Raw genomic sequence first — 16,298 nt, 5'->3', positions numbered from 1 at the left:
CGGCTATTACTTCTGGAAGTCGCGCAGAAGCGGGTGCAGCGCGGAGAAGTCGGACATGGTGGGGACCGAGATGTCCGGGTTGTACAGGTAGAAGCCGTCCGGGTACGCCATCGGCACGAACCATGCCTGGTCGATCACGTACTGGTTGATCTCCTGCTGGGCGGCGACGCGCTCGTCACCGCTCGAGGCGAGGATGGTCTGCCACAGGCCGTCGATGGTCTCGTCCGGCTGGTGTGAGACATTCCAGATGCCGTCGTCCAGGATGTAGTCCTTGATGTCCTGGAGTGACTCGCCGTAGTTACCCAGCTGCCACAGGGGCACCGGGAACTCTCCGCTGAGGAGTTGGGTGATGGCGTCGGGGCCGGTCAGGTTGACCTGCTCGACGGTGATGTTCAGCAGCCCGAGCTGTTCGGTCACGTATGGGAAAAGCAGGTCGTGGCCCTGTCCTTCGAAGAACGGGATCTGCAGGGTGAAGCCGTCTTGGAATCCGGCCTCGGCCATGAGCGCCTGTGCAGCTTCTACATCGTAGGGATACGGGTCCTCGGTCAGGTCCTCGAGATAGGCATCGCTGCCCACGCGGAAGATCTGGTACGCCGGGTCTGCGAATCCGCGGTAGAGCTCCTCCGAGATCGCGTCGCGGTCGAACACCATGTTCATCGCCTGACGCACCCGCACGTCACCCAGCGCCGGAATCTTCTCGCCGTTGTGGTCGGTGATCAGCAGACGCGTTGTGACGCCGCGCAGGGTGACGGCTTCCATGTCGGAACCCTCCGCCTCCTCGACAGTCGATGCGTCGCCTAGAATGCCGTCGATCTGCCCGGTCTTCAATGCGTTGAGGCCGGCGGTGCTGTCGGTGAAGACCTTGAGCACGAGCTCGCCGTACGGGTACGTGTCGGAATCCCAGTAGTCGGGGTTCTTCGTCAACGTGTATGAAGAGCCCTGCGTGCTGGCGGCCGCGTCGTAGATGTACGGCCCCGAACCCAGGACCTCGCTGTCGAGCTTGTCGGCCTCGATCGCCTCCGAAGAGGTGATGTTCGCCTCGCACATGATGAGGTCGAGGGTCGGGATCGGCTGCGGGAAGGTGACCGTCAGGTTGTACGGATCGACGACGTCGAATTCGAGATCCGCGAATCGGGCGTTCACCTCGCCGACGGCGGCCAAAGTGGCCACGACGTCTTCAGCATCGAAGTCGCTGCCGTCGGAGAACTTGACTCCCTCGCGAAGCGTGAGGGTAGCCGCGCTCTGGTCCTCGTTGTATTCCCATTCAGTGGCCAGCTGGGCCGACGGCTTGCCGAATTCGTCGCAGATCAGCAGGGCGTCCCATGCCGCATCAGCGAACCAGCCCTGATAGGACGGCTGGATGAACGGGCTCAAGCCCGGCAGATCGGCAGTCATGCCGAGGGTGAGCGTGTCCTTCTCCCCAGCTGCCTGCCCACTCCCACTGGCCGGGGCACAGGCGGTTAATGCGAGTGCTGTTGCAACCACGGCGAGCGGAAGCGCAGCGAAGTTTCGCATGCGTTGCATAACAACTCCTTTGTTGGATTCTCTTAGTCGGAGGGAACCGACGCGACCCGTCACCGACGCGGTGGTGGTGTCTGCTGGAGGAGACTATGTCAGCCACCCCATAGCGACAATCATCCGAACGTTTTTTGCGCAATTCTCAGCGGTCGAAACCGAGCGAAGCCTTTGGAATGGGCCTGATCGAGCCATAAACTGATTGCGCAATAAAGGAGAAGCGATGTCGACGACGCCTGCCAACGAGCCTGCCACGCTCCGCGACGTCGCGGAAGCCGCGGGCGTTTCTATCGCATCCGCCTCGCGCGCGCTTGCGGGCCGAGGGGATCTGTCACGGGAGACCCGGGCGCGGGTGGTCGCCGCCGCGGAACGCCTGGGGTATGAGCGAGCGGGCGGTGGTCGGGGCCGTCCCACGACGCTGGACCCGCGGCTCATCGAGTTCGTGCTGGGTAGCTTCGACGACGCGTGGACCGATGCCATGACGCGTGGGGCGCGAGAAGCGGCCTTCGCGGCCGGCTTCGATCTGGTGCTCACGCTGGAGCGACCCGATCCCACCGCTGACTGGCCCACGCGCGTCGCTACCCGCCGCCCGTCGGGGGTGATCATCGGGATCATCACACCTACGGCGCGCCAACTTGCTGAATTGCAAGGGCTGAGAATCCCCGTGGTGCTGCTGGACCCTCGATCGGACCCGGGTGGCGCGCTCCCGAGTGTCGGCACGACGGACTGGCAGGGCGGCTACGACGCCGGCGTTCATCTGTCGCGCGCATACGAACGCTTCGCTGTGGTGACGGGCGTGCCACCATACCGCTTTGGTCGAGCGCGCGAAGAGGGCTTCCGTGCGGCACTCGCAGAGCACCGGCCGGACGCTACGGTGACTCGCGTGAACTCGGAATGGAGTCAAGCGCCTCTGACGGAAGCGTTGGTTCGGCCGTTTGCGACGGACACCTCGCCCGTTGGGGTCTTCGCCTGCAACGACGAGATGGCACTCGCGGTGTATCGTGTCGCGTTCATGCTCGGGCGGAAGATCCCCGACGAGATCGGCGTTGTGGGATTCAACAACGAGGCCCGCGCGGCGGCGGCGTCCCCGCCCCTGTCATCCGTCAGCCAACCGCTGACGGCCATGGCTGCGCGCGCCGTGGAACTCGTACGTGAGCTGCGGTACCACGATGCTCCGCCGTATGAGCGTGTTGAGCTGGCGACTGAGTTGATCGTCCGCTCGTCGACCCGAACGGCGCGCTGACTCGGCCAGACAGCGGACGAAGAGGGCCCGGCAAGCCGGCCGTCAGTCGGCCGTCAGCTCCGGCACCGATGAGGGACGGACGACGAACAGCAGTGCGACCAGCCCAAGAGCGGCGCTGCCCACTACGACCACACCCAAGGAAATGACGCTCACGCCGCCGAGGAACGCGGGCATGAGCGAAAGTATGCCGCCCACCACGGAGTTCACGAAACCGCCGAGCGCAACGGCAGTGCCGCTCTGCTGCTGATGGCGCGCGAGGACGAGGACGTTCAGGCACGGGCCGGAGAAGCCGTGAAGCGCGACCAGGAGCGACGACGCCGCGACCGCCCACCACCATCCAGCGTCCAGAAGGCCGACCGCGACGAAAGCCACCCCGCTCAGCACCATGGCGGGAAGAGCCCCGCACAGCAGACTGGCCGGCCGGTACCGTCGCATGAGCCGTGCGGAGACCTGCGTCGCCACGAGCAGCCCGATGGCGTTCACAGCGAAGATGAGCCCGAACGCCTGCTCGGAAAAGCCATAGCCGTCCTGAAAGATGAACGGCGACGCGGACAGGTAGCTCACGATCGCCGCGAAGATCATTGCCCCGACGATCACAGAACCGACGTAGACCCGGTCGCGCACCAGTACCGCGACGCGGTCGGTCCATCGGCGCTGCGAGCTTCCGCGCACCGTGCGCGGCAAAGTCTCGGGCAGCAGAATCACGACGGCCGCGAGGATCATCGCGCCGAAGGCCGCCAGCAGCCAGAACACGCCACGCCAGTCCGTGATGAGAAGAAGCTGAGACCCGATGATCGGTGCCACGATCGGCGCGAGGCCGCTGATCAGGGCGATGCGTGCGGCCATCCGCACGAGCCGCTTCCCGCCGAACAGATCCCGGATCATCGCCGCGGCGACCACCGAGCCGGCGGCGGCGCCGAAGCCTTGGCCGAACCGCGCGAACGCGACGATCTCGATGCTCGGAGCGAGTGCGATCACGAGACTCGACGCGACGTGTAGCCCCGTCGCCGAAGCTACGGGAACCTTCCGGCCGATCGAGTCGCTCCACGGGCCGACGACGAGCTGACCCAGGCCCAGGCCGATGGCGGTCGCGGTGAGCGTGAGCTGAACCATCGTCGCCGTAGTGTCCAGGTCGGTCTCGATCAGCGGAAACGCCGGGAGGTAGAGGTCCATCGTGAACGGGCCCAGCGCGGTGAGGCCACCCAGGACCATGATGAACGCGACCGGGTGCAATGCTCGGCCGGCGACGACGGTGAGAATCGACGCGGTCGATGTGTGCTCGCGGCGCGCGACAGCGATTTTGGGCATTCGGATCTCCATGATGACGAAGCATCACCGAGGGGATCGCGCGTGGCGCCCAACGCGTGAGTGAGTGGAATGTGTCCTTCTATCCAAGGGGACCGCGGCGGAAACTGTGAATCGTTTGCGCAAAACGTAGCTCCGCCGCCAAGGAGGCGATCTCACCAGCGACCTACGGTGGGACTTGAACCTACATCCGATCAATTCTCAGCGGCGCGCAGGGGTGGACTTGCCGCGTCATTGCGCGGTTCTCGAACTTTCGACGGTGACCTTTGCGGTGTCCGATCTGTCTGCGTTCTTTCCCACGCCCTTCCAGCGTCTTGCGCGGGCACTGAGTGCGACGATCTGCCAGCCGCGAGGGGTATGTCTCGTTTGCCGAGCCGCAGGGTCGCCGAAATGCCGAGGGGCACGTCCACCATGACCGTGTAGCCCCCGGCGGACTGCTCCCACTCGACAGCGATTCTTCCCGCTGGGGCGGTGACATGAGCGGCGAGCGACTCGAGCCCCATCGAGAGGTCGGGCTCGATGACGACCGTGCGGAACCCGGGTGCGGTCGGTTGGATGCCGGCGACTCGCCGGAAAAGGAAGTCGTCGACGCAGCCGAACGCGTAGTGGTTGAGGGAGACGGCGCGGGGTGTGCCGTCGGGGGCGATGGCATCCCAGCTCTCCCAGATCGTGGTGGCTCCACGATCGACCGCGTACAGCCAGGACGGCGCCTCGGGTTGCCACAGAAGCCGGCGTGCGAGGTCCGGATGGCCGTTCTCCCAGAGCACATCGAGAATATGCGGGACGGCTAGAAAGCCGGTGTCGAGCCGATCGCCGCGGACATGGATAAGGTCGACGAGAAACGCGATCATCGCGGGCAGCAACCGGGCCGGCACCATGTCGAACGCCAGAGCGAGGACGTGAGGACCTTGCAGGGTAACGGGTAGTCGACCGTGTTCGTCGATGTATTCGGCCGCGAACGCCGCGCGCACCGCCGCCGCGTGCTCGCGAAGGCTCTCCGCGGTCGCCGCTTCGTCCAACACGTCTGCCATGCGCGCCGCGAGGGTCAGCGTCTGAGCTTGGAACATGGGCGCGATGTATTCGCTCGTCATCGCCGGCGCGATGCCGATCCCCTCATGCAGGGACTTGCCTTCGAGAGTCGACGGCGTGAGCCAGTCGCCGAAGTGGTCGCCAGTGTTGTACATCAGCGCATGGCGGCGCCGTTGCTCGGCTCCAAGTGACCCGCCAAGGCGCTCTGGGATCGCGCTTTCAGCGGCATGTCGTTGATACTCGACCCACCGGAGCACGGCGTCGAAATTCCTCTCGAGGACGCGCACATCGCCGTAGCGCTCGTACAGCACCCACGGCACGATGGCGATCGCGTCGCTCCAGCCTGCGGCCGCAACAATCGCGCCCAGACCACCCGCGGTTGAAGCTGCATTCTCGTCGTCGAAACGCGAGCGCGGCGAGATGATGGGGATGCGACCGTCCTCCAGTTGGTCGGCACGAAGGTTCTCCAGCCACCGCGAAAGAAAGGGCGCGACCATCGCATTGTTGGTCGAAGCGGGTGCGAACACCTGGATGTCGCCCGTCCAGCCTGCTCGCTCGCGCTGGGGGCAATCGGTGGGCACACTCAGGAAGTTCGCCCGCTGACTCCACACGACGTTGTCGTGGAGGCGGTTGAGGCGTGAGTCCGACGTTCGGAGCGACCCGGTCTGCGGCAGGTCCGTCGAGAGAACCACAGCTACGAGATCGTCGACCGTCAACGGCTCGGCCACGCCCACGACGCGCGCGTAGCGAAAGCCGTGAAAAGTGAACTCGGGTTCCCATTCGTCGCTCCCCCCTGCGGCGATGAAGACATCTGTCTGCTCTTTGTTGACCCCGACAATGTTGACGAACCACTCGCCGTTCGCGTCCAGAGTCTCCGTGTGCTCGATCGTCACCCGCTGGCCGGGCGCTGTGTCCCGCAGTTTCAGCCGGACTCGACCGGCGATCACCTGCCCGAAGTCGACGACCTGACCGTCGCGCGTGAGCGCTATGGAGACTGGCAAGAGGGTGGCGACACGGCGGATCGGCTCCCCGGCGAACGGGACGATTCGCTCCCGCCCGTCTTGGAAGGTCGTAACCGGTTCCCAGGCACCGTCATCAAAGGTGGGTCCTGTCCATCCGGACTGTTCCGCGCGCCGATCGAAGAACTCGCCGACGAAGAGATCGGCGTATGCCCACGGCCCGGTCGAGCAGCGCACATCGGCACCCGATGAAACCACCTCGGTGGAACCGTCGGCGTAGGTGAGGTGGAGCTGCCAGATCGCCGCGAGCCGTCGCCCGAACTGAGCGCTTGAACCTGTCAAGCCGATCCGTCCTGCCCACCAGCCATCTGCGAGCGCCCAGGCGAGCACGTTCGCGCCGGTGGCCAATTGCGCGGTGACGTCGTACCGCTGGGCACTCACCCGATGCGCATAGCTGTCGAATCCGGGTGCGAGCACTTCGTCTCCGACAACAGCGCCGTTCAGCCACGCCGAATAGACCCCGTGCGCGGTCGCATGCAGGCGCGCGGAGACGAGGCCGTTGCGCACCTCGAATCGCTGACGCAGCAACTTGGGGGGCTTGAGCCGGTCCGCAACGCCGACGTCAGGTTTGGTGCCCCGCACCCAGTCCTGCAGGCTCCACCGTTCGACGACGGCGTCGTCCTGCACAGGTTCCACCCAGTCGGCCGCCCAGTCGCTCACGTACAGCAGTGAAGTTTCGAAGACCGACTCCGCCCACGGACGACCGGCGGGTTCTGCCGAGAGCGGTCGAACGCGCCAGTGATACCTACTATCGGACAAGAGATCGTCGCCTGCATACTCGAGGAGATTCGTCTCCGTGCCTCTCACGACGGCTTGCCACGCGCGCGTGAAGTTCTGGTCGCGAACCTCGATCTCGTGGTCCAAGGTCGGTTCGTCCGTCATCCAGGAGAAGCGCGGCCTCGGCGTCGCAACGTCGTGGGGGGCGACCGCGTATTCAACGGTGAGATGGTGACAGCCGTTTCCGTTTGGCACGCGATTCCTTCGGGTTCCGGGGGCAGCTCGTGGCTACCACGATGGGCCGTCCGTCCTGCGGCGACTATTCCGGCATCCTCATCGCACGCAACGGCATGGCACCCAGCGGGTTTGTGGCCCATTTCGCCGTGAAGCGAGAAGAGGCGGGGTCGAGCACGAGGTGAAGGCGATGTGGTGTCTCGAGGAAGATGACGTCGACGGCGAGGCGCTCACCCGCGGCGGTCTCAGCGCCGGGTGCAAGCCGACCGGCGCTGACTGCCGTCGCCCCGTCGACGTTCCACTCCCCCAGGCCCGGGACGACCTCGAGTCGGTCGTCGCCGTCGCGCAGTGTCAGTGACCACGCGAGGTCATGCGCGTCGGCCGTCAGGTCTAGTCGCGCCAGATCCGGACAGTCGTTGCCCTCTTCTGGCGAGAACGACTGCGACTGAGGGGCCGGGATCGCCAGGTTCGTCGCGACTGGAGGAAGCTGGGCAGCGGACAGCCGCTGCGCGAGCAGAGCGTCGGCCTCTCGGTCGACATCCCGGGTTGGGCCGTGCCGGAAGGCAGGGAGCAGATGCTCCCACACCAAGTCGAGGACCCGTTGCATGTCGGAGCTTTGGCCTGTGAGGGCGAGAACGACATCGTGGTCGGGCAGCACGACGCAGAACTGCCCGTAAGCGCCATCGCCGCGGTATCCGTGTCGGGCCATCCAGAACTGGTATCCGTAGCCTTCGCTCCAGTCGGGGTTGGCCTCCCTTGTGGTCACGACGCGGAGAGAGGTCGCCTCGTCGATCCACGCGGTGGAGAGGATCTGATCGTCTTTCCATCTCCCGCGCTGCAGATAGAGCTGCCCGAGGAGCGCGATGGCGTGGCTGGGGGCGAACAGGCCGCTGTATCCCTGCTGGCGCCCGGAGGCATCCTGAATCCATCCGACGTCGCCGATTCCCAGCGGGTCGAACAACCGCGGACGCAGGTACTCAGTCAGGCGCTGTCCGGTCACCCTTTGCACGATGGCGGCCACTGCGTAGGTGGCGGGCTGGTTGTAGGCGAAGACCGTGCCAGGATCACTGTCGGGCGGCGTGAGCAGGAAGCCGCGCACGAGGTTCGCGGCGTCGATGGCGAACGCTTCCTCTATCGTGTCGGCGTGATGGCCGCTCGCCATCGCGAGGGCATGCCGCACGAGAATCGAACGTGCGCGGATGTCAGTGACTTCGGCATCCAGCTCGGGGAAGTAGCTCAGCACGGTGTCGTCGAGGGCGAGGAGCCCCTCGTCGAATGCGAACCCCGCCGCCGTCGAGGTGAAGCTCTTGCTCAGCGAGTACAAGAGCTGCGGACGCTCCGCCGCATACGGCGCCCACGACCCCTCGGCGATCACAGCTCCTCCACGAAGCAGCACGATGCTGTGCGGTTCCACGTCAACCGACGTCTCCAACCCATCCAGGAAAGCGGTGATGCCTGCGGCATCGACGTTGAGCTCTGACGGGGCACGTCGTGGCAGCGATGCGTTCATGCTTGCGCCCTAGCGCGCTGGACCGTGCCGCCCGCCGGCCGCCTGGAGGCCGACACCGCGCCGGAAATCTGATCGGCGAAGAATTGGATGGTTTGCTCTGCTTCGGGGAGTTCCGGTCCGATGCCCCAGTTCAGGTGCCCGTGGATCATCCCCTTGGCGAGGTACGTCGTCGCCCCCACGCCGGCATCCCCCAACTGGGCTGCGAAGAACGCGCTCGATGCGTACAGCTCGTCGTACTCCGCGGCGACGATCGCAGCTCGGGGCATGCCACGAAGATCAGTGGAACCAGGAGACGCGTATGCCGGGATGGCGTTGAGGGTGCCCAGATACCCGCGGATGATCTCCATGCCGGCTTCTGCGGTCCCTCGTAGGAAGGGCGGCAGCTCGCCGGAGTCCGCTGCGGGGTGTCCTCCTCCCGGGCCGGGGAGGTGGAAGACGCCGTAGGCGAGAAGCATGGCGTCGGGTAGCACGCGTCCCATGTCTCGTTCACGAAGCGCCGCACCGGCAGCCAGATTGGCGCCAGCGCTCGCTCCACCAATGAAGAGGGCACCGTCGATCCCTAGGCTTGCGCGTTCCGCGACCAGCCAGCGCCAGGCGGTCGTGACGTCATCAAGTGGTACGGGATAGTGCACACCGCCGGTCGCGAGGCGATAGTCCACCGAGACCACGACTGCACCCGCACGGCTCGCCAGCTCAGCGGCGACGACGTGCGCCTCGCACATGTCCACAGATCCACTGCTGAATCCGCCGCCGTGCATCCACACCAGCCCCGGTCGCGCCCCGCCCTGGCGCGGTCCGCGATAGATTCGCACCCCCACGCCGTCAGGCTGAGCGGCCCGTCCTTCCGTGATTTCTACATCCTCCGGGATTCGCCATCCCTTCAGCGGCTCCAAGAAGTCCGCCCTGTGAGTGGGATCGTCGCGGATGTCGGACCATGTCGATTCGCGCAGGGGGGCGAGCCGTCGCGCGAAAAATGGGTCAATCGCCATCGAGTGTTCCTCTTGTTCGAGCTTGAGTGTGACGGGATGCCGCTGCCCGCTCGGCCATGGGTGGGATACTTCTCTCGGCGGGTGAAGCCGCATCGTCGGCCATGAACGAGTGGACAGCCGGGGGACCCGTTCAGCAGCCAATCTGGCCCAGGCGGTCTCACTGGCGCACCCGCCAGTTGGCGGAAGATTCCCGCCATATGACGCTAGTATGGCGCTGCGTTCGCGAGCAACCTTGTGGGGAACCGTACACGCGGTGATCACCCGAACGAAGTTTTGCCGACAAGGAAGTGGGCGACAGAGATGTCACAGCTCGAGAACACGTCACGAGAGGTCAGGGCCCGGTCGAGGAAGCGATCAGTGTCGACCGGCCCAGCGAGGCACCGCAAGGCGATGGGTGCGATCAGTCTGATCCTGGGGGTCACGATGTCGGTTGCAGCGTGCACCGGCGGTGGGCCTTCTGCCGACGCCGGAGACGAGACGACCGCCCCGCTCGTTCTTGCGATCGGTGGCGACAAGACGAGCTGGGACCCGGCGCAGCTGATCGACGGCGGGCCGACGGTGTTGACCTGGCAGCCGGTGTTCGACACGCTCTTGCGCTATGAAGTGGACGGCAGCGCGGGACCGAACGCCGCCGAGGAATTCTCGTTCAACGAAGACTCCACCGTGCTCACCCTGACGCTTCGGGAGGGAATGACGTTCACGGACGGCGCACCCGTCGACGCGGCGGCGGCGAAAGCAAGCCTCGAGCACTATCGGGATTCGACAGGTCCCGGCGCAGTACGCCTGGCCGGTACCGAAATCGACGTCGTCGATGACCTCACCTTCACCGTGACGTCGGCAACCCCGAACCCCCTCCTCCCGACATATCTCGCGTGGAGCGCAGGGGTCCTGGCCAGTCCCGCCTCTCTCGTCGCGGACGATCTTGCGACGAATCCGGTGGGCAGCGGCCCGTACACCTTCAACGCCGAGCGAAGCACCAGCGGGACGACGCTCGTCTACGAGCGCAACGACGACTACTGGAACGCCGAGGCCTTCCCACGCGACGAGATCGTACTCAACGTGATGCCGGAGGAGACCGCTCGTCTGAACGCTCTGCAGTCGGGACAGATCGACGGGGCGCCGATTTCCGTCGCGGGCACGGCCCAGGCCGAGAACGCGGGATTGGAGCTATTGAGTTACCAGACGAACTGGGCTGGTCTCATCATCGCTGATCGCGCCGGCAGCATCGTTCCTGCACTGGCGGATGTGAGAGTTCGTCAGGCGATCAACATGGTCTTCGATCGTGACGCCATCATTCAAGCACTGTGGCAGGGCAAGGGCACCGCGAGCAACCAGATCTTCAACCGGCAGACCGCCGCCTACTCCGAAGACCTCGCGGGAGAGTACCCCTACGACATCCAGGCCGCGCAGGAGTTGATGGCGGAGGCAGGCTACGCTGACGGTTTCGAGATCGACTATCCCGAGGTGGCGGGATTCTCATCGCCCGTGACTTCACTGGTGGTGCAACAGCTGGGCGAGCTGGGGATTCGCGCGAACGTCATCAGCGTTCAAGCCGAACAGTTCATCGGGCGCTACCTCAGTGCGGAGTTCCCCCTCTTCTATGTCGAGTTCCCGTCGGGGGCGCCGTTGAGCGTCCTCGAGGGCTATATCGAGCCCGACGCGGTCTGGAACGTCTTCCACACCGAAGACCCACAGCTGAATGAACTCATCACGATGGCCTACGCGCAGGGCCCGGACGCCGATGAGGTGTTCCAGGAGATCAACCGGTTCATCTTGGAGGAGGCGTGGTTCGCCCCTCTCGGGTACCCCGAGTACTTCTGGGCGTTTGACGACGGGGCTTCGGCCGAGGCGCTTCTCGGCGCGGATCCCTACCTGTACACCTTCAAATAGGTTCTACGCACACGCGAGGCTTGGTCGGCGGTGCGGTACCTGACCGTCGACCAGGCCGGCGTAGTTCCTGCGAGCCCACACGGGGATGACATGCCCAAACCACTTCGGACGACTGGAAGGAGGTCCTAATGCTGCGATTCCTCGCCCGCAAGCTGGTCGCCGGTGCGGTGCTGTTCCTGGTCGTTACGGCGGTGACGTACATGCTCGTCTTCGCCAACGGCGAGAACAGCGTGCGCCAGTCGATCGGCGAGAACGCGACAGACGAGCAGGTCGCTCGGCGGGTCGCGGAACTCGGCCTCGATCGGCCGGTGCTGACGCAGTACCTCGGATGGCTGGGCGGTCTGCTGACGGGGAGCCTGGGTCGCAGCTTCTTCACCGGCGAGGAGGTGACCGACATGATGGCGACCCGGATCCCGGTGACCTTGTCGCTCGTGCTTCTCGCGATGGTCTTCACGACGCTTCTGAGCGTAGTCATCGGCGTGGTCGCCGCCGTCAAGGGAGGGTGGGTCGACCGAGTATTGCAGCTCACGGCGACAGCGGCCACGGCGCTGCCCAGCTTCCTCGTTGCGATCGCACTGGTCTTCATGCTCGCCATCGCCGTTCGGGTGTTCCCGGCGACGGGATATGTGGCTTTCACGGATGACCCGGCCGGCTGGGTAATAGCGCTGACGCTTCCTGTGGCGGCGATCCTGTTTCAGCTGGTCGCAGGCGCGGCCCAGCAGTTCCGGGGCGCGATGGTCGATGCGATGAAGGCGGACTTCATACGGACGCTGCGATCGCGCGGCGTGCCGGAACGAGCGATCGTCTTTCGTCACGCGTTGCGAAACGCGGCAAGCCCCGGTCTCACCGTCCTGTCGTTGCAGACGATCAGTCTGATCGGTGGAGCGGTGCTCATCGAACAGGTCTTCGCCCTCCCCGGCATCGGGCGGTGGACCGTGACCACGTCGCTCACCGGCGATCTGCCTGCCGTCATGGGAGTGGTTGTATTCAGCACGCTGGTGATCGTGCTTGTGAACATCGTCGCTGACGTGGCGAACGGATGGGTCAACCCCAAGGTCAGGTTGTCATGAGTGGAATAGCCGCGGCCGAAGTCGCACCGACGGTCTCATCCGCACCGCGGAGCCGAATGTGGCGTCGTGTCCTTCGCAACCCGCTGGGCCTGGTGTCAGCGCTGGTGCTGGTCGCGATCCTGCTTTTCGGGGTGCTGTCTGCCCTGCTCGCGCCGTTCGATCCGAACCTCACCCGACTGGAGCTCACGAACGCCGCCCCCTTCTCCTCGGACTTCCTCCTGGGGGGCGATCATGCCGGCCGCGACATCTTCAGCCGTCTCATGGTCGCCACCCTGGGCACCGCCCAAGCGTGCCTGGTCGTCCTGGTCGTGTCGGCCACGATCGGCCTCAGCTCGGGTCTGATCGCCGGCTATTTCGGTGGCCGCATAGACGACGCCACAGATGCAGTGTCCAGTTTTGTGATGGCCCTCCCCGGTTTCGTGCTGCTGATCGCGCTCTACACGGTCATCGGGCCTAACACGCTCATCACGATGGCGATCTTCGGGGTGCTGATCGCACCGACATTCTTCCGGCTCGTTCGCTCACTCGTGCAGAAAGTCAGGCATGAACTGTACGTCGATGCGGCAAAGGTCGCGGGTCTGTCGGACACGCGGATCATGTCGCGGCACATTCTGCCCGTGATCAGTGGACCGGTGATCGTTCATGCCTCTTACGTGTTGGCGGCCGGAATAGCCATCCAGGCTGGACTGGAGTTCCTCGGTCTCGGCAATCCCCGCGAACCCTCCTGGGGTGGAATGCTCCAAGACGCCTTCACGAACATCTATGTGAACGGACTGGCCGTCGTGTGGCCCGCCGTGCTCATCGGCGTAACGACCCTGTGTCTTGTCATCCTCGGCAACGCCGCCCGGGACGCCCTCCAGGAATCGAGCAGCCGATATGCACCGCTGAAAGCAGCCGACATCCAACGCCTCCGTGATCGACAGGCGCCGAGCGTCGCGACAGCGACGACGGTCCAGGCGGTCGAGGCCCCTCTCCTCAGCGTGCGTGATCTCGCGCTCGGTTACCCCGACTCGCCGGACTCGGTTGTGGAAGTCGTCCATGGCGTCGACCTGGTCGTCGAACGTGGACAGATCCACGGCCTGGTCGGCGAATCGGGCTCGGGAAAGTCTCAGATCGCGTTCGCGATCCTGGGCATTCTGCCGCCCGAGGCCGTGGTCCTTCGCGGCTCGATCCAGTTCTACGGCGCCGGCCTCCTGGCGACGCCCGGCGGAATGCGGCGCGTACGTGGCCGCCAGATCGCCTACATCCCCCAGGAGCCGATGACCAACCTCGACCCCACGTTCACCGTCGGCCAGCAGCTGTCTTACGGGCTGCGCGCGGTGAAGGACGTTCGTCGCCGTCAGGCCCGGGAACAGCTCGTCGACCTCCTCGGCGAGGTCGGGATCAAGAATCCGCGCGCAGTCTACGACCTGTACCCGCATCAGATCTCCGGGGGTATGGCACAACGCGTACTGATCGCCGGAGCACTCGCCGGTGACCCCGAACTGATCGTCGCGGACGAGCCGACCACGGCCTTGGACGTCACCGTGCAGGCTGACGTCCTTCAACTCCTGCGTGACCTGCAACGCGAACGCGACCTGGGAATGCTCCTCGTAACCCACAACTTCGGCGTCGTCGCCGACATCTGCGACACCGTCAGCGTCATGAACCAAGGACGGATCGTCGAGAGCAGACCGACGCTCGAACTGTTCTCGAATCCGTCTCACGATTACACCCAAATGCTGCTTGGGTCCACCCTCGACGGCGCGCCATCGCGACGGGTCCGAACCGAATCCGGAGCCGGCCGATGACCCGCACGGAGGCCGATATCAACGACCGCGAGGCTCTCCTGTCGATACGGGACCTGCACGTCACCTACCCCGGCCGCGGGTTTCGAGCCTCGCCGGCACGAGTCCTCACCGGAGTTTCCCTCGACATCGCGCAGTCTGAGACCGTCGGGCTCCTCGGAGAGTCCGGGTCGGGCAAGACGACCCTCGGTCGGGCGCTGCTCGGCTTGGCGCCGGTGTCTGCGGGGCGCGTTCTCTACAGCGGCCGGGACATCGGCGCACTGCCACCCAAGGAACGACGCCGACTCGCGAAGGACATCCAGGTCGTGTTCCAAGACCCGTACTCCTCGCTCAACCCGACGCTGACGATCGAAGAGATCCTCAGCGAGCCGCTGCGGGCCGGCGGCGTCAAGACAAGTCACAATGCTGTTCGCGAACTTCTGGACAAAGTCCACCTACCTGCAGACGCCGGCCGGCGTACCGCACGGGAGTTCTCGGGCGGCCAGCGGCAGCGCATCGCCATCGCCCGAGCCCTCTCCATCTCTCCGAAGCTGATCATCTGTGACGAACCGACGAGCGCCCTCGACCTCGCGACCCAGGCGAAGATCCTGGACCTGCTGATCGAGATTCAGGAGCGAACCGGCGTCTCCTACCTGTTCATCACACACGACCTCGCGGTGGCTCGCGCGATGAGCCACCGCATCGCAGTGATGCTGCATGGCCAGATCGTTGAGATCGGCGACGCTGAGCGAGTCTCAGATGAGCCCCAGCATCCGTACACCCAACGCCTTCAGATGGCAGCCCCCGTCGCGCACCCACTTCTGCAACGCCAGCGACGACAGGAGCGGCAAGACCTCCTTGACCGACTCCACCTCGAGGGCCTCGGCGAGGATGCCGTTGTCTAGCACGCTGATGCCCGATGACTATGCCCCAGGAGAAACCATGACCTCTGGTTCGCCCCCCAACGCCGAGCAGACGGGGGCGGCGACGATGGCGAACTTCGGCCCCCCTCCGCCTATGGATCCTGAGATCGCCGCCGTTCTGGCACCACACATGGATCATTTCGGGCGAGCGATCACCGCCGAGACTTTCATTCCGCTCTTGCGACTGCCTAATCCGTTCTCGCCTGAACTGACGGATGAGGATCTTCGCAGGGACGGCGCCTTCACCGTGAGCGAGCGCACGATTCCCGGACCCGCCGGGTCCCCGGATGTCGACCTGCTGATCTGCACGCCGGCCGGTGCACCGTTCATGACGTCAGCCATCTACTTCTCTCACGGCGGGGGAATGGTGGCGGGGACAATCCGGTCAGGGCTATCGCAGGTGCTGGACTGGGCGCAGGATCTCCGGTCGGTCGTAATCTCGGTCGGGTACCGGTTGGCGCCGGAGACACCGCACCCCGGGCCCGCGGAAGACTGCTACGCAGGGCTGGTGTGGATAGCGGAGCATGCGGCGGAGCTCGGGATCGACCCCTCCCGCATCGTCGTGGCGGGCGACAGCGCGGGCGGCGGTCTCTCCGCCGCGATCTCTCTGATGTCTCGCGACAGGGGCGGCCCGGAACCCGTCGGCCAGATGCTCATCTCTCCGATGCTCGATGACCGCCTCGATTCGGTTTCATCCCATCAGATCGGCCCCACCGTTTGGTCGCGCCCTGCCAACACGATCGCCTGGACAGCCCTTCTCGGGGGCGCGCGGGGAGGTCCGGACGTCTCTCCGTATGCCGCACCCGCACGAGCCTCTGATCTCACGGGTCTGCCGCCGGCCTACCTCGATGTGGGCACCTCCGACATCTTCCGCGACGAAACGGTGTCCTACGCGAGCCGACTCTGGGAAGTGGGCGTACAAGCAGAGCTTCACGCCTGGCCGGGCGGCGCCCACGGCTTCGACGTCTATGCCTCGCACGCGCAGCTTTCTCAGGACGCGCGAGCTGCCCGAATCAGGTGGCTTCGTCGCCTCCTGGCGCCGTGATCGGACCACCCGTCGGGGGCACTGGCATGTTCGGTCCTCGCGA

General features: G+C 65.4%; 11 protein-coding genes. 6 read left to right on the top strand and 5 right to left on the bottom strand.

Features of this window, described 5'->3' with window-relative positions; all coding sequences use genetic code 11:
* Positions 1-6: 6 nt before the first annotated feature.
* Positions 7-1,395, bottom strand: coding sequence for an ABC transporter substrate-binding protein (locus CUR96_RS17940; protein ID WP_219722019.1), 1,389 nt, complete (start codon positions 1,393-1,395; stop codon positions 7-9).
* Positions 1,396-1,738: 343 nt separating this feature from the next.
* Between CUR96_RS17940 and CUR96_RS17935 the strand changes: the two genes are divergently transcribed.
* Positions 1,739-2,758, top strand: a complete 1,020-nt coding sequence (locus CUR96_RS17935; protein ID WP_102194688.1) for a LacI family DNA-binding transcriptional regulator — start codon at positions 1,739-1,741, stop codon at positions 2,756-2,758.
* A 42-nt stretch (positions 2,759-2,800) separates the two neighbouring features.
* Here the strand turns inward: CUR96_RS17935 and CUR96_RS17930 are convergent, their stop codons facing one another.
* The 4 genes from CUR96_RS17930 to CUR96_RS17915 all read right to left on the bottom strand — a co-directional run bounded on the left by CUR96_RS17930 (position 2,801) and on the right by CUR96_RS17915 (position 9,561).
* Positions 2,801-4,066: a multidrug effflux MFS transporter gene (locus tag CUR96_RS17930; protein WP_180969098.1), complete on the bottom strand. Its 1,266-nt coding sequence runs from the start codon at positions 4,064-4,066 to the stop codon at positions 2,801-2,803.
* A 191-nt stretch (positions 4,067-4,257) separates the two neighbouring features.
* The gene (locus CUR96_RS17925) at positions 4,258-7,083 is read right to left on the bottom strand and encodes an alpha-L-rhamnosidase (RefSeq protein WP_146008180.1); all 2,826 of its coding nucleotides are present in this window, start codon (positions 7,081-7,083) and stop codon (positions 4,258-4,260) included.
* Between the two features lie 64 nt (positions 7,084-7,147).
* Positions 7,148-8,572: a serine hydrolase gene (locus CUR96_RS17920; RefSeq protein ID WP_102194685.1), complete on the bottom strand. Its 1,425-nt coding sequence runs from the start codon at positions 8,570-8,572 to the stop codon at positions 7,148-7,150.
* Positions 8,569-9,561, bottom strand: a complete 993-nt coding sequence (locus tag CUR96_RS17915; RefSeq protein WP_245861494.1) for an alpha/beta hydrolase — start codon at positions 9,559-9,561, stop codon at positions 8,569-8,571. The genes CUR96_RS17920 and CUR96_RS17915 overlap by 4 nt, the downstream gene beginning before the upstream one ends.
* A gap of 357 nt (positions 9,562-9,918) precedes the next feature.
* Here CUR96_RS17915 and CUR96_RS17910 point away from each other — a divergent pair, with 357 nt between their 5' ends.
* The 5 genes from CUR96_RS17910 to CUR96_RS17890 all read left to right on the top strand — a co-directional run bounded on the left by CUR96_RS17910 (position 9,919) and on the right by CUR96_RS17890 (position 16,255).
* Positions 9,919-11,451 (top strand): ABC transporter substrate-binding protein, encoded by a 1,533-nt coding sequence (locus tag CUR96_RS17910; protein WP_180969096.1) that lies wholly within the window; start codon positions 9,919-9,921, stop codon positions 11,449-11,451.
* Positions 11,452-11,579: 128 nt separating this feature from the next.
* Positions 11,580-12,521, top strand: coding sequence for an ABC transporter permease (locus tag CUR96_RS17905; RefSeq protein ID WP_102194682.1), 942 nt, complete (start codon positions 11,580-11,582; stop codon positions 12,519-12,521).
* A 56-nt stretch (positions 12,522-12,577) separates the two neighbouring features.
* Complete coding sequence (locus tag CUR96_RS17900) at positions 12,578-14,311, top strand: dipeptide/oligopeptide/nickel ABC transporter permease/ATP-binding protein (protein ID WP_245861474.1); 1,734 nt, start codon at positions 12,578-12,580, stop codon at positions 14,309-14,311.
* Positions 14,308-15,192 carry an ABC transporter ATP-binding protein gene (locus CUR96_RS17895; RefSeq protein ID WP_102194680.1) on the top strand — a complete coding sequence of 295 codons (885 nt, stop codon included), beginning with the start codon at positions 14,308-14,310 and terminating at the stop codon, positions 15,190-15,192. The genes CUR96_RS17900 and CUR96_RS17895 overlap by 4 nt, the downstream gene beginning before the upstream one ends.
* A gap of 112 nt (positions 15,193-15,304) precedes the next feature.
* A complete protein-coding gene (locus CUR96_RS17890; RefSeq protein ID WP_219722018.1) occupies positions 15,305-16,255 on the top strand; it encodes an alpha/beta hydrolase in 951 nt (316 codons plus the stop codon).
* Positions 16,256-16,298 lie beyond the last annotated feature (43 nt).

This window comes from Microbacterium aurantiacum, assembly GCF_002872075.1.
Taxonomy (GTDB): Bacteria; Actinomycetota; Actinomycetes; order Actinomycetales; family Microbacteriaceae; genus Microbacterium; species Microbacterium aurantiacum_A.
The sequence above is the reverse complement of the archived record's forward strand: the minus strand, read 5'-3'. Positions and strand labels throughout refer to the sequence as shown.